At 58.1% G+C, this 20,373-nt stretch carries 18 protein-coding genes; 17 read left to right on the top strand and 1 reads right to left on the bottom strand.

Annotated elements, in window-relative coordinates; genetic code table 11:
• Window positions 1-24: 24 nt before the first annotated feature.
• Complete coding sequence (gene map / locus HF945_RS08745) at window positions 25-801, bottom strand: type I methionyl aminopeptidase (protein ID WP_290525345.1); 777 nt, start codon at window positions 799-801, stop codon at window positions 25-27.
• 296 nt (window positions 802-1,097) lie between these two features.
• Between map and rpsB the strand changes: the two genes are divergently transcribed.
• The 17 genes from rpsB to HF945_RS08660 all read left to right on the top strand — a co-directional run bounded on the left by rpsB (window position 1,098) and on the right by HF945_RS08660 (window position 20,373).
• A complete protein-coding gene (rpsB, locus tag HF945_RS08740) occupies window positions 1,098-1,856 on the top strand; it encodes a 30S ribosomal protein S2 (RefSeq protein ID WP_290525344.1) in 759 nt (252 codons plus the stop codon).
• A gap of 62 nt (window positions 1,857-1,918) precedes the next feature.
• A complete protein-coding gene (gene tsf / locus HF945_RS08735) occupies window positions 1,919-2,797 on the top strand; it encodes a translation elongation factor Ts (protein ID WP_290525343.1) in 879 nt (292 codons plus the stop codon).
• A 233-nt stretch (window positions 2,798-3,030) separates the two neighbouring features.
• Entirely contained in the window at window positions 3,031-3,768 is a 738-nt protein-coding gene (gene pyrH / locus HF945_RS08730) for a UMP kinase (protein WP_290525342.1), read from the top strand.
• 31 nt (window positions 3,769-3,799) lie between these two features.
• Complete coding sequence (gene frr / locus HF945_RS08725) at window positions 3,800-4,357, top strand: ribosome recycling factor (RefSeq protein ID WP_290525341.1); 558 nt, start codon at window positions 3,800-3,802, stop codon at window positions 4,355-4,357.
• A 73-nt stretch (window positions 4,358-4,430) separates the two neighbouring features.
• Window positions 4,431-5,213 (top strand): polyprenyl diphosphate synthase, encoded by a 783-nt coding sequence (uppS, locus tag HF945_RS08720; protein ID WP_290525340.1) that lies wholly within the window; start codon window positions 4,431-4,433, stop codon window positions 5,211-5,213.
• On the top strand, window positions 5,213-6,037 hold the full coding sequence (locus tag HF945_RS08715; protein WP_290525339.1) for a phosphatidate cytidylyltransferase: 825 nt from the start codon (window positions 5,213-5,215) through the stop codon (window positions 6,035-6,037). The genes uppS and HF945_RS08715 overlap by 1 nt, the downstream gene beginning before the upstream one ends.
• Window positions 6,034-7,206, top strand: coding sequence for a 1-deoxy-D-xylulose-5-phosphate reductoisomerase (ispC, locus tag HF945_RS08710; protein WP_290525338.1), 1,173 nt, complete (start codon window positions 6,034-6,036; stop codon window positions 7,204-7,206). Before HF945_RS08715 ends, ispC begins: the two co-directional genes overlap by 4 nt.
• Window positions 7,200-8,507 carry an RIP metalloprotease RseP gene (gene rseP / locus HF945_RS08705; RefSeq protein WP_290525337.1) on the top strand — a complete coding sequence of 436 codons (1,308 nt, stop codon included), beginning with the start codon at window positions 7,200-7,202 and terminating at the stop codon, window positions 8,505-8,507. The genes ispC and rseP overlap by 7 nt, the downstream gene beginning before the upstream one ends.
• Window positions 8,504-10,867, top strand: a complete 2,364-nt coding sequence (bamA, locus tag HF945_RS08700) for an outer membrane protein assembly factor BamA (RefSeq protein WP_290525336.1) — start codon at window positions 8,504-8,506, stop codon at window positions 10,865-10,867. The genes rseP and bamA overlap by 4 nt, the downstream gene beginning before the upstream one ends.
• A gap of 11 nt (window positions 10,868-10,878) precedes the next feature.
• Window positions 10,879-11,379, top strand: a complete 501-nt coding sequence (locus HF945_RS08695) for an OmpH family outer membrane protein (protein WP_290525335.1) — start codon at window positions 10,879-10,881, stop codon at window positions 11,377-11,379.
• Window positions 11,379-12,392 carry a UDP-3-O-(3-hydroxymyristoyl)glucosamine N-acyltransferase gene (gene lpxD, locus HF945_RS08690; RefSeq protein WP_290525334.1) on the top strand — a complete coding sequence of 338 codons (1,014 nt, stop codon included), beginning with the start codon at window positions 11,379-11,381 and terminating at the stop codon, window positions 12,390-12,392. The genes HF945_RS08695 and lpxD overlap by 1 nt, the downstream gene beginning before the upstream one ends.
• A 39-nt stretch (window positions 12,393-12,431) precedes the next feature.
• On the top strand, window positions 12,432-12,869 hold the full coding sequence (gene fabZ / locus HF945_RS08685; RefSeq protein WP_290525333.1) for a 3-hydroxyacyl-ACP dehydratase FabZ: 438 nt from the start codon (window positions 12,432-12,434) through the stop codon (window positions 12,867-12,869).
• 87 nt (window positions 12,870-12,956) lie between these two features.
• Window positions 12,957-13,724, top strand: coding sequence for an acyl-ACP--UDP-N-acetylglucosamine O-acyltransferase (gene lpxA, locus HF945_RS08680; RefSeq protein WP_290525332.1), 768 nt, complete (start codon window positions 12,957-12,959; stop codon window positions 13,722-13,724).
• Window position 13,725: 1 nt separating this feature from the next.
• Entirely contained in the window at window positions 13,726-14,877 is a 1,152-nt protein-coding gene (gene lpxB / locus HF945_RS08675) for a lipid-A-disaccharide synthase (protein WP_290525331.1), read from the top strand.
• Between the two features lies 1 nt (window position 14,878).
• Window positions 14,879-15,523 carry a ribonuclease HII gene (gene rnhB / locus HF945_RS08670; RefSeq protein WP_290525330.1) on the top strand — a complete coding sequence of 215 codons (645 nt, stop codon included), beginning with the start codon at window positions 14,879-14,881 and terminating at the stop codon, window positions 15,521-15,523.
• Window positions 15,520-19,038 carry a DNA polymerase III subunit alpha gene (gene dnaE / locus HF945_RS08665; RefSeq protein WP_290525329.1) on the top strand — a complete coding sequence of 1,173 codons (3,519 nt, stop codon included), beginning with the start codon at window positions 15,520-15,522 and terminating at the stop codon, window positions 19,036-19,038. The genes rnhB and dnaE overlap by 4 nt, the downstream gene beginning before the upstream one ends.
• Window positions 19,039-19,401: 363 nt before the next feature.
• Window positions 19,402-20,373 carry an acetyl-CoA carboxylase carboxyltransferase subunit alpha gene (locus tag HF945_RS08660; protein ID WP_290525328.1) on the top strand — a complete coding sequence of 324 codons (972 nt, stop codon included), beginning with the start codon at window positions 19,402-19,404 and terminating at the stop codon, window positions 20,371-20,373.

Raw genomic sequence — 20,373 nt, 5'->3', positions numbered from 1 at the left:
CACGCCAGTCGTCAGCGAAGCGAATCAGTACAGGTCGTTTTCTTCACTGCGGGCGGTGAGCACTTCGTAGCCATCGGCGGTGACCGCAATGGTATGTTCCCATTGGGCAGACAGCTTGCGGTCCTTGGTGACCACCGTCCAGCCATCCGGAAGCAGCTTGTTGGCGGCTTTGCCGGCATTGATCATGGGCTCAATGGTGAACACCATGCCTTCCTGCAGTTCCAGACCGGTATCCGGCTTGCCGTAATGGAGTACCTGGGGTTCTTCGTGGAAGCCTTCACCAATACCGTGCCCACAGTACTCGCGGACCACGGAAAATCGTTCTCCTTCCGCTATCTTCTGGATGCGATGGCCAATATCACCCAGTTTGACCCCGGGTTTGACCATTCTGATGCCAGCCATCATGCATTCACGGGTGGTTTCCACCAGGCGCTTGGCCAGCACTGACGGCTCGCCCACGAAGAACATCTTGGACGTATCGCCGTGCCAGCCATCCTTGATCACGGTCACGTCGATATTGACGATGTCCCCTTTCTTGAGCGTCTTGCTGTCGTTGGGAATGCCGTGGCATACCACATGATTGACTGAGGTGCAGATGGACTTGGGGAAGCCACGGTAGCCCAGACAGGCGGGGATGGCTTGCTGCCGGTTGACGATATGGTCGTGGCAGATACGGTCCAGTTCCTCGGTGGTGACCCCGGGTTTCACGTGCTCGCCGATCATTTCGAGGACCTCTGCAGCCAGTTTGCCTGCTTCTCGCATTTTGGCGATTTGTTCGGGGGTTTTAATGACGACATTCATGGGGATCGAGGAAACTCCAGCATTTTCAGTGGGTTGGCTATTTTTTAGGCCGAGGCAAAACAGTAAAAAAGGCGACTTTTCGTTGCCTGTGGCGGGGTGCTGTGGTATAAAGCGCGCGCTTTCCCGCTCATGGTCTGCTCTGTGGCAATGGTGCTGCATTGTAACCGTCGAAGCAGGGGAAGGAAATCACACATGCCCCGTCACATTGCCCTGGGTGCCTGTCTTCCTTCTATAAGGTGAGCCGGGTTGGGTGTATGCGGGGGCGTGGAGGCCTAACCCAAAGTGGAGAAAAACCAATGTCCAGCGTAACTATGCGCGATATGCTGAAGGCCGGTGTGCACTTCGGCCACCAGACCCGTTACTGGAACCCGAAGATGAACACCTACATCTTTGGCGCCCGTAACAAGATTCACATCATCAACCTGGAAAAGACCCTGCCTCTGTTCAACGACGCCATGTCGTTCCTGAACAAGCTGGCTGCCAGCAACAACAAGATTCTGTTTGTCGGCACCAAGCGTGCAGCGCAGAAAGCGGTTCGCGAAGAAGCACTGCGTGCCGGCATGCCCTATGTGGATCACCGTTGGTTGGGCGGCATGCTCACCAACTGGAAAACCATCCGTCAGTCCATCAAGCGTTATCGTGACCTGGAAGCTCAGGCCCAGGACGGTACCTTCGACAAGCTGACCAAGAAAGAAGCGCTGATGCGTAAGCGTGAGATGGACAAGCTCGAGCGTTCCATCGGTGGTATCAAGGACATGGGCGGTCTGCCCGATGCCCTGTTCGTGATCGACGTGGATCATGAAGACATCGCCCTGCAGGAAGCCCGCAAGCTGGGTATCCCGGTTGTCGCCGTTGTCGATACCAACTCCAACCCGGATGGCGTTGATTACGTGATCCCGGGTAACGACGACGCAATCCGCGCCATTCAGCTGTACGTGAAAGCGGCAGCCGACACCATTCTGGAAGGCAAGCAGTACGCCCAGACCCAGACCGGTGGTGAGAGTGAATTCGTCGAGGTAGAAGGCGAAGCTGAAGGCGAGAGCGCTGAAGGCTGATCTGTTCGGGCAGGCGTTCGCCTGCCCGTCTTACCGAAACCAAACGTTTTGAGAGGATAATCATGGCTGCTGTAACTGCTGCAATGGTTAAGGAACTGCGCGAGCGTACCGGTCTTGGCATGATGGAGTGCAAGAAGGCGCTGGTGGAAGCTGATGGTGATATCGAACTGGCCATCGACGAAATGCGTAAGTCCGGTCAGGCCAAAGCGGCCAAGAAAGCCGGTCGTACTGCTGCCGAAGGCGCTGCTGTTGTCGCTACCAATGCTGACAACACCGTTGCCGTACTGGTTGAAATCAACTCCGAAACTGATTTCGTTGCCCGTGACGACAACTTCCTGGGTTTTGCCAACAAGGTGGCTGAAGCTGCCCTGGCTGCTGGCGAGACCGATGCGGCCAAGATCGCTGATCTGAAGCTGGAAGATGGTGCCACCGTTGAAGAAGCGCGTCAGGCGCTGGTTCAGAAGATCGGTGAAAACATCCAGATCCGTCGTGCTGCCAAGCTGGAAGCTGAAGGTGCCATCGGTGCCTACGTCCACGGTGGCAAGATCGGTGTTCTGGTTGCCCTGAAAGGTGGTGATGCCGAGCTGGGTAAAGACGTTGCCATGCACGTTGCTGCGGTTAACCCGATGGTGGTTAGCGGCGACCAGGTTCCGGCTGACGTGCTGGAAAAAGAGAAAGAAATCATCCGTGCCCAGCCTGATATGGAAGGCAAGCCGGCTGAGATCGTCGAGAAAATGCTCGGTGGTCGTATCAACAAGTTCCTGAAGGAAGTGAGCCTGCTGGATCAGCCCTTCGTGAAGGATCCCAATACCTCTGTTGGTGCTCTGGTGAAGGGTGCCGGCGCCGAGATCACCGCTTTCGAGCGTCTGGTCGTGGGTGAAGGTATTGAGAAGGAAGAAGTCGACTTCGCTGCCGAGGTAGAAGCTGCGGCGAAAGGCTAAGGCTGCCTGTCGATGAGAAAATAACGCCTTGCCGGCCTGCCGGCAGGGCGTTTTTTTCGCCTGTTGATGCGGGTGCGCCCAATTGCTGCCCGGGCGTCAGCTGGCGAAAAGAGGAAAGTGCTTGCAACCATCGTGCTTGGCGGTACTGTGAACAGGCCGCGGCAGGATGTGCTGGCCGGAAACGGCAACCAACTGAATAATGGCGGGTATTCATGAGTGGCGGAGACTTGGACATGCCGACGAACAAGGAGCGCTCGCCGCGCTATAACCGTATTTTGCTCAAGCTGAGCGGTGAGGCGTTGGCGGGTGACGAAGGATTTGGTATCGACCCCAAAGTCCTGGACGCAATTTCTCTGGAAATTGGCCAGCTGGTCGGTATTGGCGTGCAGGTCGGACTGGTGGTCGGCGGGGGTAACCTGTTCCGCGGCGCGGCCCTGCAAAGCGCCGGTCTGGACCGGGTGGCCGGTGATCATATGGGCATGCTGGCAACCGTGATGAACGGGCTTGCCCTGCGGGATGCTCTGGAGCGTTCCAATATTCGCACCCGTTTGATGTCGGCAATTCCCATGAGTGGCGTTGTCGAGCATTACGATCATCGTAATGCCAACCGTCACCTGAAGAATGGCGAGGTGGTGATCTTCTGTGCAGGCACCGGCAATCCGTTCTTTACCACGGACTCTGCGGCCTGCCTGCGTGGCATCGAGATCAATGCCGATGTGGTGCTCAAGGCTACTAAGGTAGACGGTGTGTATAATGATGATCCGGAAAAGAACCCGGATGCGGTCAAATACGACATCTTGACCTATGACGAAGTGCTGGATAAAAAACTGGGCGTGATGGACCTGACCGCGATCTGTCTGGTGCGGGACCACAACATGCCTCTGCGTGTATTTGATATGAACAAGAAGGGTGCCCTGCTGAACCTGATGCTGGGCGGCAATGAAGGCACCCTGGTTGAAGCCGCGCAGTAAGCGCGTCTGAAGAGATGGTGAGGAAATACCGGTGATTGACGATATTCGTGAAGATGCGGAATCCCGCATGAAAAAGAGCCTGGCGGCACTGGATACGGCCATGAAGCGCATCCGTACCGGGCGCGCCCATCCCAGTCTGCTGGACAATATAACGGTGGACTATTACGGCTCCGAGACGCCGCTCAAACAGTTGGGCAATATCTCTGTGGAAGAAGGGCGTACGCTGACCATTTCTCCGTTCGACAAGAGCCTGATTCCGCAAATCGAGAAGGCTATCATGACCTCGGATCTGGGTTTGAACCCGTCCACGTCCGGCAACCTGATCCGACTGCCGCTGCCGCCACTCACTGAAGAAACCCGTAAGGACCTCGTCAAGGTGGTTCGTGGTGAAGCCGAGCAGGCGCGCGTCTCCATCCGTAACATCCGCCGTGATGCCAACGGTGACCTGAAAGAACTTCTCAAGGAAAAGGAAATCTCCGAGGACGAATCCCGTCGCGGTGAGGAACTGATCCAGCAGCTCACCGACAAGATGGTGGCGGAAGTAGAGAAGGTTCTGAAAGAAAAGGAAGAGGAGCTGATGACCGTCTGATACGGTTGTCGGTTTCGAATTTCGATGCAGGCGGGCTGCGCAGCAGCCCGCTTTTGTTATTGGCGGAAGTATTATGTCCAGTGACCAGCCCCGCTCCAGTGCGCCGGATATCGACTCTCATCAAGGGGCCTTGCCCCGTCATGTTGCCATTATCATGGATGGTAACAATCGCTGGGCACGCAAGCGCGGACTGCCCGGGGAGGAGGGTCACCGGGCTGGAGAGCAGGCGGTGCAGACGATTATCCGCCAGGCGGCCACCCGTGGGATTGAAGTACTGACACTGTTTGCCTTCAGTTCCGAGAACTGGCGCCGTCCGCCGGAAGAGGTGGCGCACCTGATGGCGCTGTTTCTCAAGGCGCTGAGTGGCCGGGTAGAGGAGTTGCATGCCAAAGGGGTCAGTATCCGTTTCATTGGTGACCGCTCTGCCTTTTCCGAAGCACTGCAGGCGGGCATGGATGAGGCTGAATCCCTGACCGCAGGTAATTCACGCATGACCGTGGTGATCGCCGTGAATTATGGCGGACAATGGGATATTGCCCACGCGGCCCGTCAGCTTGCTGAACAGGTTGCTGCCGGTGAACTGAGACCGGAGCAGATTGATAGCGAGGCGCTCGGGGCAAGGATCGCCATGTCTGACCTGCCGCTTCCGGATCTGTTGATCCGCACCGGTGGGGATCAACGAATCAGTAATTTCCTGCTCTGGCAGCTGGCCTACAGCGAGTTCTGTTTTTCCCCGCTATTGTGGCCGGATTTTGATGCTGACGCCTTCGACCAGGCGTTGCAGGACTATGCGGGGCGTCAGCGCCGCTTTGGCCGTTCCGGTGAGGAAGTGGCCGCCCTGAAAGGAGAAGAATAATGCTAAAGCTGCGGGTGATCACCGCGCTGGTACTGCTGCCCATCGTTCTGGGGGCCATGTTCGGCCTGGACCGGATACCCTTCGCCCTTGTGGCCGGAATCTTCTTTTTGCTGGCCGGTTGGGAATGGGCGGCCATGATGGGGAAGATTTCCCAGGCGGTACGCCTGCTCTGGACCCTGCTGCTTGCAGGGGCCATGGTGCTGGCCGAGTTGTTTCAGCCAGCCTGGCTGCTCAATGCAATTCCTGCCTGGTGGCTGCTGGCGCTGGTGCTGGTTGTTGGTTACCCCGGTAATGCCGGGGTCTGGTATCGCACCGGCCTGATGTCAGTGGTTGGCCTCCTGTTGCTGGTGCCGTCCTGGGCGGCGGTTGTGCAATTGCAGGATCAAGGTGCGCTGGGGCTGGCTGGTCCCTTTGCCTTGTTGTTTATTCTGTTGTGGGTATGGGCCGCAGACACTGGCGCCTATTTTGCCGGCCGCGCGCTGGGCAAGCACAAGCTGGCACCACTGGTCAGCCCGGGCAAGACCATAGAAGGGCTGGTGGGTGGCGTGTTGCTGTCCCTGGTGGTGGTTGGCGGGGTTTACGCCAGCGGTGTACTGGATGCTTCCCTGATCCCGTTGTTGTTGGTGGCCCTGATGACGGTGCTGGCATCGGCACTGGGTGACCTGTTCGAGAGCATGGTCAAGCGCCAGCGCGGCTTCAAGGACAGCGGCACCATCCTGCCGGGCCATGGCGGGATGCTGGATCGCATCGACAGCGTGACAGCGGCCATGCCCATCGCGCTGGCAGGCTTCAACTGGTTTGGCCTGCCGGGAGGCAGCCTGTGAAACAGCGCATCACGGTGCTGGGTGCAACGGGAAGTATTGGCCAGCAAACGCTGGACGTGGTTGCACGTCACCCGGATCGCTATGAAATTTTTGCCCTTACCGCCAGTACGCGGTGGGAGTTGCTGGCCGAGCAGTGCCTGGCCGTCAGGCCCCGTTTTGCCGTGCTCACCGATGAGCAGGCAGCCGAGAAGCTGCGGAACCATCTTCGCGCTGGCGGGTCGGACACTGAGGTGCTGGCAGGTGAGGCGGCATTGTCGCAGGTGGCGGCCCACGAACAGGCGGATACCGTAGTAGCGGCTATTGTTGGCGCGGCCGGTGTCAGGCCGACCCTGGCGGCTGTGAAGGCCGCGAAGCGTGTGCTGCTGGCCAACAAGGAAGCGCTGGTGGTTACCGGTGCCCTGTTCATGAATGCCGTGCGCGACAGTGGCGCCACGTTGCTGCCGCTGGATTCCGAACATAACGCCATTTTCCAGTGCCTGCCGGCAGAGGGCGTGAACGACGGAGTAGAGCGTTTGTTGCTCACTGCTTCCGGCGGACCCTTTCGTGATTTCAGCGAGGCGCAGCTGCAGGCGGTAACTCCGGCCCAGGCGATCAAGCATCCCAACTGGGATATGGGCCCCAAGATATCGGTGGACTCTGCCACCCTGATGAACAAAGGGCTGGAGTTTATTGAGGCTTGCTGGTTATTCGATGTGCCCGCCAGCCAGATTGATGTGGTGGTGCACCCGCAGAGCGTGGTGCATTCCATGGTGGCCTATCGCGATGGCTCGGTCCTTGCCCAGATGGGGACGCCGGATATGCGCACTCCCATTGCTTGCGGCCTCTCCTGGCCGGAGCGGGTGGAGTCAGGGGCGCAGCGACTGGATTTTTCCCGGTTGGCAGGGCTCAATTTCGAGCTGCCGGATACCCAACGGTTTCCTTGCCTGGCGCTGGCCAGGGCGGCCATGGAAACGGGAGGCACGGCCACGGCGGTACTCAATGCCGCCAATGAAGAGGCTGTGGCGGCTTTCCTTGCCGGCTCGCTGGATTTCATGGGGATTCCGGCGGTGGTGGAGCAGACACTGGCCAGGCAGTCCGCGCCTTCCTGTGAGGATGTGGACGCCGTAATGAATATTGATCGACAGGCCCGCGATGTGGCCTGTCGCCTGATCAAGGAGCGCGGATGCTGACGGTTCTGGCTTTTGTCGTCACCATCATCATCATTGTGGCCTTCCATGAGTGGGGCCACTTTCTTGCCATGCGAGCCTTTGGCGTTCGTGTGCTGACTTTCTCTGTGGGGTTTGGCCCCAAGCTGCTCAATTTCACCGATCGCAAGGGCACTCTGTGGACTATCAGTGCCGTTCCCCTGGGTGGGTATGTGAAACCCCTGGATGCCCGCGAAGATGAGACGGCGGAAGGGGACCCCGGTGAGTTTTCCTCCAAGCCCGCCTGGCAGCGCGTCATTACCTACGCCGCTGGACCGGTGTTCAATTTCATTCTCGCCATGCTGATCTACTGGGTGCTGCTGGCCAGTTATGGGCAATCCGGTATGCGGGCGGTAATTGGTCCGGTGGCGCCGGACACCCCAGCGCAACAGGCGGGATTTCAGCCCGGTGACCGCATCCAGGCGGTGGGTGATGTGACGCTGGAAGGCTGGCGCCCGTTCTACAATGAAATGATCCTGCATATTGGTGAGGAGCAACCCCTGGCGGTCACCGTGCAGGATGTACGGGGTGAGCAGCGGGTCCGGCAGCTGGATATCGGTCTGTGGTCTGAGGACCCGGAAAGCTCGCCGCTGGAGACGCTGGGGCTGAACCAGGCGGTGATCATTGGTGACGTGCTGGATGACAGCGCCGCCGCCCGTGCTGGCCTAAGAAAGGGCGATCTGGTGCTGGGGCTGGAGGGGGCTCCCGTGAACAACTGGCAGATGTGGCAGACACAGATCATGGGCCACGCCGGTGAAGCGCTGTCATTGACCGTGATGCGTGACGGGCGCCTGCTGGACTTGTCGGTCGTGCCTGAAGCCGTGACCGAGCAAGGGCAGACCTTTGGACGTATCGGGGTCGCCGCCGGTGGTCTCTATCGTCAGGAGTTTTCCCTGTTCTCGGCCATTCCGCATGCCGGTGACCGATTCGTGGAGCAGGTGGAAGTGATCCTTGCCAGCCTGGCCAAACTGGTGACCGGCAAGCTCTCCCTTGATAACCTCGGCGGTCCGATTACCATCGCCCAGGTTGCGGGTGAGAGTGCCGCCGTTGGTATGGCCAGTTTTCTGGCATTGCTGGCCTATCTCAGCATTACCCTCGGGGTAATCAACCTGCTGCCAATACCCATGCTGGATGGTGGCTGGATTTTCTTTGGAATCATTGAAATGATTCGCGGTCGCAGTTTACCTGAACGTTTTCTTCTAGCCGCTCAGGGTGTTGGGCTGACTCTGGTTGTCAGTTTCATGCTGTTGGCGATCTATAACGACTTGGTGAAGCAGTTTTCATGATATTTGGGGACACTACCCGCCGCCTTTTCAAGGGCTGGCTGGCCATGATTTGCCTGTTCGCAGCCTCTCTGGCCTCTGCCAATGGCTTGTTGCCGTTCAAGGTGCACGATATTCGCGTTGAGGGCCTTCAGCGCTTGCCTGTAGAGCGTGTCTACGCCGAGCTGCCTATTCAGGCCGGTGACACTGTAACACGGGAGGCTGTGGTGAGCGCCGTGCAGACCCTGTTTGCCACGGGTAATTTCGAGGACGTCCAGCTTGGGCGTGATGGGGATGATCTGGTCGTGATCGTGGCCGAGCGCCCCAGCATTGCCCGCATCGAACTGTCCGGCAACAAGTCCATCGACGAAGAAAATCTTCGTAAGGGTCTCACCGAAGCGGGGCTGGCTGAGGGTGAGGTGTTCCAGCGCTCCACCCTGGAGTCCATTGCCGGTGAACTGGAACGCCAGTATGTCAGTCAGGGCCGCTACGGGGCCAGTATCAAGACCGAATCCACCCCCTTGCCGAGAAACCGGGTGGCGCTGAAGATCGAGATCTATGAGGGCAAGGCTGCCCGTATCCGCGACATCAATGTGGTCGGAAACCAGTTGTTCGACGATGAGGAGCTGCTGGAAGATTTCGAGCTGCATTCCACCGGGTTCTGGTCGTTTATCAAAGGTGATGACAAATACTCCCGGGAGAAGCTCAGTGGTGATCTGGAGCGGTTGCGCTCCTGGTACCTGGACCGTGGATACATCAACTTCTCCATCGAATCTACCCAGGTGTCTGTTACCCCTGATCGTCGTAGTGTTTTCATTACCCTTAATGTGGTTGAAGGTGAGCAGTACACCGTCAACGAGGTGAATCTGGCCGGTGATCTGGTGGTGGCAGAGGAACAACTCAAACCCTTGCTGATCGTCAAGAAAGGGCAGGTGTTCAGTCAGCAGCTGGTGACCTATACCAATGATTTGATCAAACGTCGTCTTGGTAATGAGGGCTACACGTTTGCAGAGGTGCGTGGTCAGGACCACAACGCGGACGATGAGAACAAGACGGTGGATGTGACCTTCTACGTGGAGCCGGGTCGCAAGGTCTACGTGCGCCGTATCAATTTCTCCGGTAACGCCAAGACCTCTGACGAGGTGGTGCGCCGTGAGCTTCGCCAGTTCGAGAATGCACCGGCCAACACCTCGCTGGTGGATCTGTCCCGCCAGCGACTGCAGCGCCTGGGTTACTTCAGCGTGGTGCAGGCGGACACCCCGCGGGTGCCTAATACCGATGATCTGGTGGATGTGGAATACACCGTCGAGGAGCAGCCCTCCGGTTCCATCGGCGCCAATGTGGGTTTCTCCGACGCCTCCGGTTTCATTTTTGGTGCCAACGTGAGCCAGAATAACTGGCGTGGTACGGGTAACCGGGTTTCCTTTGCCCTGAGTCGTTCCGAGGTGCGGGACTCCTACAGCTTCTCGCACTACAACCCGTACTACACACTGGACGGGGTAAGCCGCGGGTTCAGCCTGTTCTTCTCGGAAATTGATTACGATGAAACGTCGGTGGCGTCCTATGCCGCTGACCGACTGGGTGGCTCGGTCACCTTCGGGTATCCGATTTCTGAATACTCGCGTCTGAGTTTCGGTGGTACCTATGAGCGTACTGACATCACCACCGGTGACTTCGTGGCGGTGGATATTGCCAATTTCCTGATTACCGAAGGCAACAAGTTTGACGAGTACAAACTCAATGCTTCTCTGTCCACCAGTACCTTGAACCGGGGCATTTTCCCGGACCGCGGCTGGTCCAGCACACTGGGGCTGGAAGTGGCTGTACCCGGGTCGGATTATGGCTTCTATCGCGCCAATTGGACCGGGCAGAAATACTTCCCGATCAGCCAGCGCTGGACATTGCGCATGCGCAGTGATGTGGCCTACGGTGACGGTTACGGTGACGATGAAGTCCTGCCGTTCTTCGAGAACTACTATTCCGGTGGTATCGGTTCGGTGCGCGGCTATGAGTCTCGCTCTCTGGGGCCACGCTCCGAAGGCCTGAGCTATTTCCTCAACGGAACCGTTGACCCGGACCCGGACCCGATTGGCGGTAACCTGCTGACGGAAGCGAGTCTGGAACTGATTTTCCCGACCCCGTTTGCCCCGGAGTCGCGAAGCGTGCGCACCTTCTTCTTTGTGGATGCGGGTAACGTCTTCGAGACCGAACGGGATGACATCTTTGCGGACTTCGAACCGCAGGATATCCGCACGTCAGCGGGTATCGGTCTGAGCTGGTTGACTGCTATCGGTCCGCTCAGCTTCAACCTGGCCAAGGCGCTCAATGATCAGCCGGGTGATGACACAGAAGTATTTCAATTTTCTTTGGGACAGACTTTCTAGGAGTTTTAATAATGATGAAAAAATGCCTGCTCGCCGTCGCGCTTTTGTTTCCCGCTCTGGCGTTTGCTGAGACCAGCATCGGTATCGTTTACCCGCTCAAGGCCCTTCAGGAAACCACGGCTGTGAAGTCGAAGATGTCCGCGCTGGAAAAAGAACTGGCCCCGGACGAAGAAAAGCTCAACAAGCTGGGCATGGAAGTACAGGAAATTCAGGCCAAGATGCAGAAAGAGGCCATGACCCTGTCTCCTGAGCAACAGGAAGAAATGAGCACCAAGGGCCAGCAGAAAATGATCGAGATCAAGAGCCTGCAGCGCAAACTGCAGGGCCGTGCCCAGGCAACCGAGCGTGAAGTCATGGAAGAAATGGGGCCCAAATTCCAGCAGGCGATCAGTGCCGTTGCCAAGGAAAAGAACCTGGACCTGGTGATTAATGCGCAGGCCGCTGTGTATGTGGGCGAAGAGGCTCTCGACGTAACTGAAGCGGTCAGTCAGCAACTGAACAAGATGAAATAATGCATACCCTGGCAGAACTCGCCCGTCTTCTGGACGCCGAACTGGTTGGCGGTGACGCCGACCAGCCAGTGGATGGCATGGGTACGATCCAATCGGCAACCGCCACCCAGATGACGTTTCTGGCGAACCCGCGTTACCGCAGTTACCTGGAGCAGACCCGTGCAGCTGTGGTGTTGTTGCAGGAGGACCAGTGTGAGTTCTGTCCGGTGCCGGCCCTGATCGTCAAGGATCCCTATCTGTCCTTTGCCAGGGCCAGTGCCCTGTTCGAAGTGGCGCCCCAGGCGCAACCGGGTGTTCATCCTTCTGCGGTGGTCGACCCGTCTGTCGTGGTGCCGACCACGGCCAGCATCGGTCCCAATGTGGTGATTGATGCGGATGTGCAGATTGGAGAGGGCGTTGTGGTTATGGCCAACGCTGTCATTGGTGCAGGTTCCTGCATCGGTGAGCGGTGTCGTATCTGGCCAAATGTTACAATTTACCATGGTGTTACAGTGGGTCCGCGCACTATCATACACGCCAACAGTGTGCTCGGTGCGGACGGTTTCGGCTTTGCCTTCAATGGGGCAGGGTGGACCAAGGTGCATCAGGTAGGCGGTGTCAGGATTGGCGCTGATGTGGAAATCGGCGCGGGAACCACCATTGACCGGGGTGCCATCGACGATACCATTATCGGCAACGGCGCTATTCTGGATAACCAGATTCAGGTCGCCCATAACGTGATTATTGGCGACCATACAGCCCTGGCCGGGAAGGTCGGCATCGCCGGTTCTTCCAGGATTGGCTCCTATTGTTTGCTGGGGGGCGCCGTCGGGGTGTCCGGTCACATTGAAATTTGTGACAAGGTGCAGGTGCTGGGTATGACCCTGGTATCCAGCTCCATCACCCGGCCAGGCACCTACGGCTCTGCCTTGCCTGCGGATGAACAGACCCGCTATCGAAAGAATGTGGCACGTTTCCGCAAGCTGGATGAGCTTGCACGCCGCGTACGCAAACTGGAACGTTTGAGTGATTAACGGCCGCGTATTGCGGCCCCTGCCTGTGTGGAACACAAGATGATGGATATCCTTGAGGTCAGGGAATACCTGCCCCACCGTTACCCTTTTTTGTTGGTAGACCGTGTGCTGGCACTGGAGCCGGGCAAGCGTGTGGAGGCGATCAAGAACGTAACGATCAATGAACCGTTCTTCAATGGGCACTTCCCCCATGAACCGATCATGCCTGGCGTGCTGATTATCGAGGCCATGGCCCAGGCCGCGGGCATCCTCGGTTTTGTCACCGAGAACAAAAAGCCGGCTGATGGCTTCAACTACCTGCTGGTGGGCACCGACAAGACCCGCTTCAAGCGCCAGGTGCTGCCGGGTGATACCCTGCACCTGTTCGCAGAACACGTGACCACCAAACGCAATATTCTCAAGTTCGTGTGCGAAGCCCAGGTGGATGGCAAGACGGTTGCTTCTACCGAGATGCTGGTGGCAGAGCACAAGAGCTGATTGCTCAAAACCATCAACAAACGGTCGGATCGAGTCGCGTAGTCACGTATACTTGGCTCACTTACATCAAGAACAAGCGATAACACCATGATTCATCCGACCGCCATTATTGATCCGGCCGCGGAGCTTGCAGAGGACGTGCAGGTCGGCCCATATTCCATCATCGGCCCTGACGTGAAAATCGGTGCCGGTACCGTGATTGGTCCCCATGTGGTTGTTAACGGACCAACAACCATTGGCAAGAACAATCGCATTTTCCAGTTCGCCTCGGTGGGCGAAGAGTGCCAGGACAAGAAGTACAACGGTGAACCCACCCGTCTGGAAATCGGTGACGACAACGTTATCCGTGAATCCGTGACCATTCACCGTGGCACTATCCAGGATAACTCTCTTACCCGAATCGGCAGTCGAAACCTGCTGATGGCCTATGTGCATGTGGCCCACGATTGCATGATTGGCGACGACTGTATCTTTGCCAATAACGCCTCGGTGGCAGGGCATGCCCATGTGGGCAACGGTGTGATTCTCGGTGGCATGACCGGGGTGCACCAATTCTGCAAGATTGGCTCCTATGCCATGACCTCTGGCTGCTCTCTGGTGCTGAAGGACATTCCTGCCTACGTGATGGTGTCCGGCAACCCGGCCCAGGCGCGCAGCATGAACTTTGAGGGCATGAAGCGTCGTGGCTGGTCCAAAGAAGTGATCGCGACCCTGCGCAATGCTTACAAGGTGATCTACCGTCAGGGACTGACGCTGGAGCAAGCACTGGTGGAGCTGGAAGCCATGCCTGCCGGTGATGAGCTGCAGATCCTGATCGATTCCCTCAAGGCATCCGAGCGCGGCATTACACGCTGATATGGCGTTGCGAAACGACGCTCCCCTGATTGCCCTGATCGCCGGCGAAGCGTCCGGCGATATCCTCGGGGCTGGCCTGATGCAGTCACTGCAGGCCCGCTATCCTGGTGCCCGTTTTATCGGCGTCGGTGGTAGTGAAATGGCTGCTGCCGGGTTGGACAGCCTGTTTCCCATGGAAAAGCTCTCGGTGATGGGCATCACCGAAGTGCTGGCCCACCTTCCAGAATTACTGCGTTTGCGCAAACAGCTGATCCGCTTTCTGCTAGATCAACAGCCTGATGTGGTGATCGGTATCGATTCCCCGGACTTCACTCTGCCCATTGCTCGACGTTTGCACGCGCAAGGGCTCAAGACGGTTCACTATGTCAGCCCGTCGGTGTGGGCCTGGCGTCAGGGGCGGATCAAGGGGATCAAGAAAAGCATCGATTTGATGCTGTGCCTGCTGCCCTTTGAAGCGCGCTTCTATGAAGAGCATCAGGTCCCGGTAGCCTTTGTTGGCCACCCGCTGGCGGATCGGGTGCCGCTGGAAACGGACACCGCTGCGGCTCGCTCCTCGCTGGGTCTGAGACAGGACGATACCCTGCTGGCCGTGTTGCCGGGTAGCCGGGGAGGGGAGGTCGGACAGCTGATGCCGGTCTACCTGGAGGCGATGCTGGCGCTGCACAGCGCCCGTCCCGAACTGGGCTTTGTCATCCCGGCCGCCAATGCCGCCCGCCGGGAACAGATTGAAGCCGTGTTGGGGCAGGCTCCCGCGCTGCCAGTGACCCTGGTGGATGGCGAGAGCCGCACGGTGATGTCGGCGGCGGACGTGATCCTGATGGCGTCTGGTACGGCAACGCTTGAGGGGTTGCTGGTGGGTAAGCCCATGGTGGTGGGATATCGCGTCGGCAAGATGACTTACGCGATTGCCAGCCGGCTGGTAAAAAGCGAATTTGTTTCCCTGCCCAACCTACTGTGCCGTGAAGAGATGGTGCCCGAGCTGATCCAGGATGATCTGACTCCGCAGGCCGTGGTGGCGTCCGTCTCCCGCTGGCTGGATAACCCTGATCAGGCACAGGCGTTAATCTCTCGTTTCCGCGCTGTGCATGAGCAGTTACGCGGTGGCGCCAGTGAGAAGGCAGCCGAAGCCGTCAGCCAGTTGCTGGAGCGCTGAGATGGACCCGTTTTCTGAGTACGCCCTGGCTGAACCTTTTCTTCCGTCACGATTCGATTGGTCTCCCGGCATGCGTGTCGCCGGGGTGGATGAAGTAGGCCGGGGCCCGCTGGTTGGCGCGGTGGTGACTGCCGCGGTGATCCTCGACCCCGAACAGCCCATTCCCGGCCTTGCCGACTCCAAAAAACTCACAGAAAAGAAACGCTTGCAGTTGGAAGCTGAGATCAAGTCGAAAGCGTTGAGCTGGTCCTTGGGGCGTGCGGAACCGGCAGAAATCGATGAAATGAATATCCTCCATGCCACCATGCTGGCCATGCAGCGAGCGGTGCAGGGATTGTCGCTTGACGCCCATGCCGTGCTGGTAGACGGTAACCGGGTCCCACCCTTGCCGTGTCCGGCGGAAGCGGTGGTCAAGGGAGATGGCCGGGTGCCTGCCATTTCCGCTGCCTCGATTCTGGCCAAGGTGGCCCGGGATCGGGAAATGCAGCAGCTTCATGAGCAGTACCCCCAGTATGGTTTTGATCGCCACAAGGGTTACCCCACCAAGGTTCACCTGGCGGCATTGAATGAACATGGCGCCCTGGCCGAGCATCGCCGCTCCTTTGGCCCGGTGTCTGCCGCAATTGCACAAGGTAAGTTGTTTTGAGCCAACCCCGTTTTGTTCATCTGCGTCTGCATACTGACTATTCCCTTTCTGACGGAGTAGTGCGGGTAAAAGAGCTGATCAAGCACTGTGCAGCCAATGCCATGCCTGCCGTGGCTGTCACGGATGATTCCAACCTGTTCGCCCTGATCAAGTTCTACAAGAGTGCCATGGGCGCCGGTGTAAAACCGATCATGGGAGCAGACCTTTGGGTGGAATCCACCCATCTTGAAGACCCCGCCAGGTTGTCCTTCCTGGTCCTTAATGAGGCGGGCTACCAGAACCTGACCTTGCTCATCAGTCGGGCCTGGCAGACTAACCAGGATCGCGGTCTGGCATTGGTGAAACCGGAATGGCTGGCCGAGCTTAACGAGGGCCTGATCGTGCTGTCGGCGGCAAGTCACGGGGAAATCGGGCAGTTACTGCTGGCCGAGAAAACCGATCTCGCCCAACAGCAGGCATCCTGGCTGGCTTCCCTGTATGGCGACCGGTTCTACCTTGAAGTACAGCGCACGTCCCGGCCCGGGGATGAGGACTGTCTGCACGCCACCGTGGCCCTGGCGGAGCAGCTGTCGCTACCGGTGGTGGCGACCAATGATGTGCGTTTCATCAGCAAGGAAGACTTCGAAGCCCATGAGGCCCGAGTCTGCATTCATGATGGCAACACTCTGGAAGATCCGCGTCGGCCCAAGAAATACTCCGAAGAACAGTATCTAAAGTCTGAAGCAGAGATGGTCGAACTGTTCTCCGACTTGCCGGAAGCACTGGAAAACACGGTGGAAATCGCCCGCCGTTGTACCCTGGATATTCGCCTCGGGGAAAACTTCCTGCCGGATTTCCCGATTCCGGAAGGCCTGACCATCAATGAATACTTCGAGCAGGTATCGCGGGAAGGGCTGGAAGAACGCCTCAAGGTGCTGCTCGACGAGAATGATCCTGAGTACGCTGAAAAACGAAAACCCTACGATGACCGTCTCAAGTTCGAGTTGGATATCATCAATCAGATGGGTTTCCCCGGCTACTTCCTGATCGTTGCTGACTTTATCCAGTGGGGTAAGGACAACCAGGTACCGGTGGGGCCGGGCCGGGGTTCCGGTGCCGGCTCCCTGGTGGCCTACGCACTGAAGATTACCGACCTTGATCCGATTGGATACGATCTGCTGTTCGAGCGGTTCCTTAATCCGGAACGGGTTTCCATGCCTGACTTCGATGTGGATTTCTGCATGGAGAAGCGGGACAGGGTGATCAACTACACCGCTGACAAGTATGGCCGCGATGCGGTCAGCCAGATCATTACCTTCGGTACCATGGCCGCCAAGGCGGTTGTGCGTGATGTGGCCCGGGTGCAGGGCAAGCCCTATGGTCTGGCAGACCGGCTCTCGAAAATGATTCCCGGTGTGCCGGGCATGACCCTGGAAAAGGCCCTTGAGCAGGAGGAAACCCTCCGCGAGTTCCTCGAAAGCGATGAGAACTCCGACAAGGAATCCGCCAATGAAATCTGGGATATGGCCCGCAAGCTGGAGGGCCTGACCCGTAACGTGGGCAAGCATGCAGGTGGGGTGGTTATTGCCCCCGGCAAACTTACCGACTTTGCGCCGCTTTATTGTGAAGAAGACGGCACCAACCTGGTGACCCAGTACGACAAGGATGATGTGGAAGCGGCGGGGCTGGTGAAGTTTGACTTTCTCGGCCTGAAGACCCTGACCATTATCGACTGGGCGGTGAAAGCGGCCAATGTGAAGCGTCAGCGTGAAGGCCAGGATGATCTCAATATTGATCACATCCCGCTGGATGATGCGGGTAGTTTCGAGTTGCTGAAACGGGGGGATACTACCGCGGTTTTCCAGCTGGAAAGTCAGGGCATGAAAGAGCTGATCAAGAAGCTCAAGCCCGATGTCTTCGAGGACATTATCGCACTGGTGGCCCTGTATCGTCCGGGGCCGCTGGAGTCCGGCATGGTGGACAATTTCGTGAATCGGAAGCACGGTCGCGAGCCGTTGGCTTATCCGGATCCACAGTACCAGCACGAGTGGCTGGAGCCGATCCTGAAACCCTCCTATGGGGTGATTCTCTATCAGGAGCAGGTAATGCAGATTGCCCAGGTCCTGGCAGGTTATACGCTGGGTGGTGCGGACATGTTGCGCCGGGCCATGGGCAAGAAGAAACCCGAGGAAATGGCCAAGCAGCGGGAGATCTTTGAGGAAGGTGCCAAGGGGCAAGGCGTGGACCCTGAACTTGCCATGAAGATCTTCGATCTGGTGGAAAAATTTGCCGGTTACGGGTTCAACAAATCTCACTCTGCGGCCTATGCGCTGGTGGCCTACCAGACGGCCTGGCTGAAGGTGCATTACCCGGCAGAGTTCATGGCCGCCACCATCTCTGCGGATATGCAGAACACCGACAAGGTGGTGACCTTCATTGATGAGTGCAAGACCATGGGGCTCAAGGTGTTGCCGCCGGATGTGAATTCCTGTGGCTACCGCTTTACGGTGAATCCGGAAGGCGACATCGTCTATGGTCTGGGCGCTATCAAGGGGCTGGGCGAAGGCCCCATTGATGCCATTGTGGCTGCCCGGGATGACGGCAAGGGCGATTTCAAGGACTTGTTCGATTTCTGCCGCCGGATCGATCTGAAGAAGATCAATCGTCGCTCCCTGGAAGCCATGGTGCGTGCCGGCGTGCTGGACAAACTGGGCCCGACCCCGGAAACAGAGAGTGAAAGTTTCCACGACCGGGCCACGATTCTTGCCACACTGCCGGATGCTATTGCGGCGGCCGATCAGGATGCCCGCAATGAAGCGGCGGGTATCATGGACATGTTCGGTGCCGTGGATGAATCCCCGGCCACCGCAGTGGAATGGAAGCGGGCACGTAACTGGAATGATGACACCCGCCTCAATGGTGAGCGCGATACCCTCGGGCTGTTTCTTACTGGTCACCCCATCGATCAGTATGAAGGGGAGGTGCGCCAGTTTGTCTCTTCCCGTCTGAATGCCCTGCAACCTACCGCGAAGGGCGAAGCGGCCATGGTGGCCGGCTTGGTAGTGGCACTGCGTATTACGCGCAGCAAGCGTAGCGGCGAGCGTATGGCGTTTGTCACTCTGGATGACAAGACAGGGCGGCTGGAAGTGTCCGTGTTCGGCAAGACATTTGCCCAGTTCGGTGAGCTGGTACAGAAAGATGAGCTGCTGATCTTCAAGGGCGGCGTGCGCAATGATGATTACACTGGCGGCTTCAACCTGATAGCAGACGAAATTATGGACATGCGCCAGGCGCGGGAAACCTTTGCCCGGCGTCTGCGCCTGGCAACACCCGTACAGGACTCCCTGCCAGAGCGTCTGCAGCAGACCCTGGCACCTTACCAGGGCGGCAACACGCCAGTGTTGCTGGATCTGGACCACCAGATCGCCGCCGCCAGCGTGTGGCTGGGCGACGACTGGAAGGTCAGCCCCCACGACTCCCTGGTGGAAGAGCTGCGTGTGCAGTTCGGGGATGACTCGGTACGCGTGGAGTATTGAGGGCGACTTCGTCGCATGCAACACGCAACACGCTGCATGCTGCACGCGAAAATCGAAACCTGGCCGTAGGATCGTCGCTGGCGGCGCGATTGGCAGGCTCTGGCCACGTTCTTCCAGGCTTTTCGTAGGGCGGAAATGGGCGAAAGCCCATCTCCGCCATGGCTAATGCTGGCAGGGCGCATGCGTGATGCGTGATGCATGTTACATGCCGCGTCTCTTATTGAAACAGTTTGCAACCTTCAGCTTGCGGCCATTGCTCGACCTTTTCGTCTGGTTGCCGCTACACTTGGTCGGCATATAAATCAGGGTATTGGGTCTGAGGAACGGGCCCAACTACGACAATTTGATCAAACAGGCTCAGATATGAACCCGAACTTCCTCGAATTTGAACAACCGATCGCCGACCTGGAAGCGAAGATCGAGGAATTGCGACTGGTGGGCAGCGGCAGCGAAGTGAACATCTCCGAAGAGGTGGGCAAGCTGCAGGAAAAGAGCATCAGCCTCACCGAGTCGATTTTCAAGAACCTGTCCTCCTGGCAGATTTCCCAGCTGTCCCGTCATCCCCAGCGTCCCTACATGCTGGATTACATCAAGCGTATCTTTGCCGACTTTGATGAACTGCACGGCGATCGCGCCTTTGCGGATGATCCGGCCATCGTTGGCGGGGTGACCCGACTGGACGACCAGCCCGTGATGGTGATCGGTCACCAGAAGGGCCGCGAAGTGAAGGAAAAGGTGCGTCGCAATTTCGGCATGCCCAAGCCGGAAGGCTACCGCAAGGCCCTGCGCCTGATGGAAATGGCCGAGCGCTTCAAGATGCCGATCCTGACCTTCATTGATACTCCCGGTGCCTTCCCGGGTATTGATGCGGAAGAGCGTGGCCAGTCTGAAGCGATTGCCCGTAACCTGCGCGTCATGTCCCAGCTGAAAACCCCGATCATCGCCACCGTTATCGGTGAAGGGGGGTCCGGTGGTGCACTGGCCATCGGGGTCTGTGATCATCTCCAGATGTTGGAATTCTCCACTTACTCAGTCATTTCACCAGAAGGCTGTGCCTCCATTCTCTGGCGCAGTGCCGACAAAGCCCCGGATGCGGCCGAAGCCATGGGCCTGACTGCCGGACGTCTGCATGAGCTGGGTATCGTCGATCAGGTGATCAAGGAGCCGCTGGGTGGCGCACACCGTGATTACGACATGGCTGCTGAAGCGATCCGCAAGTCCTTCGTCAAGCAGTTGGACATCCTCAAGGGGATGGACATCGAGCAGCTGGTGGGCCGTCGCTATGATCGTCTGATGAGCTACGGCAACTTCACCACCGAGTCCGCCGACAGCTGA

This window comes from Alcanivorax sp., from assembly GCF_017794965.1.
Lineage (GTDB): Bacteria > Pseudomonadota > Gammaproteobacteria > Pseudomonadales > Alcanivoracaceae > Alcanivorax.
The sequence above is the reverse complement of the archived record's forward strand: the minus strand, read 5'-3'. Positions and strand labels throughout refer to the sequence as shown.

Bases quoted from the DNA above. Each gene is read 5' to 3' on its own strand.
- map (WP_290525345.1), bottom strand. From the start codon at position 801: ATGAATGTCGTCATTAAAACCCCCGAACAAATCGCCAAAATGCGAGAA.
- rpsB (WP_290525344.1), top strand. From the start codon at position 1,098: ATGTCCAGCGTAACTATGCGCGATATGCTGAAGGCCGGTGTGCACTTC.
- tsf (WP_290525343.1), top strand. From the start codon at position 1,919: ATGGCTGCTGTAACTGCTGCAATGGTTAAGGAACTGCGCGAGCGTACC.
- pyrH (WP_290525342.1), top strand. From the start codon at position 3,031: ATGCCGACGAACAAGGAGCGCTCGCCGCGCTATAACCGTATTTTGCTC.
- uppS (WP_290525340.1), top strand. From the start codon at position 4,431: ATGTCCAGTGACCAGCCCCGCTCCAGTGCGCCGGATATCGACTCTCAT.
- HF945_RS08715 (WP_290525339.1), top strand. From the start codon at position 5,213: ATGCTAAAGCTGCGGGTGATCACCGCGCTGGTACTGCTGCCCATCGTT.
- rseP (WP_290525337.1), top strand. From the start codon at position 7,200: ATGCTGACGGTTCTGGCTTTTGTCGTCACCATCATCATCATTGTGGCC.
- bamA (WP_290525336.1), top strand. From the start codon at position 8,504: ATGATATTTGGGGACACTACCCGCCGCCTTTTCAAGGGCTGGCTGGCC.
- HF945_RS08695 (WP_290525335.1), top strand. From the start codon at position 10,879: ATGATGAAAAAATGCCTGCTCGCCGTCGCGCTTTTGTTTCCCGCTCTG.
- lpxD (WP_290525334.1), top strand. From the start codon at position 11,379: ATGCATACCCTGGCAGAACTCGCCCGTCTTCTGGACGCCGAACTGGTT.
- fabZ (WP_290525333.1), top strand. From the start codon at position 12,432: ATGATGGATATCCTTGAGGTCAGGGAATACCTGCCCCACCGTTACCCT.
- lpxA (WP_290525332.1), top strand. From the start codon at position 12,957: ATGATTCATCCGACCGCCATTATTGATCCGGCCGCGGAGCTTGCAGAG.
- lpxB (WP_290525331.1), top strand. From the start codon at position 13,726: ATGGCGTTGCGAAACGACGCTCCCCTGATTGCCCTGATCGCCGGCGAA.
- rnhB (WP_290525330.1), top strand. From the start codon at position 14,879: ATGGACCCGTTTTCTGAGTACGCCCTGGCTGAACCTTTTCTTCCGTCA.
- HF945_RS08660 (WP_290525328.1), top strand. From the start codon at position 19,402: ATGAACCCGAACTTCCTCGAATTTGAACAACCGATCGCCGACCTGGAA.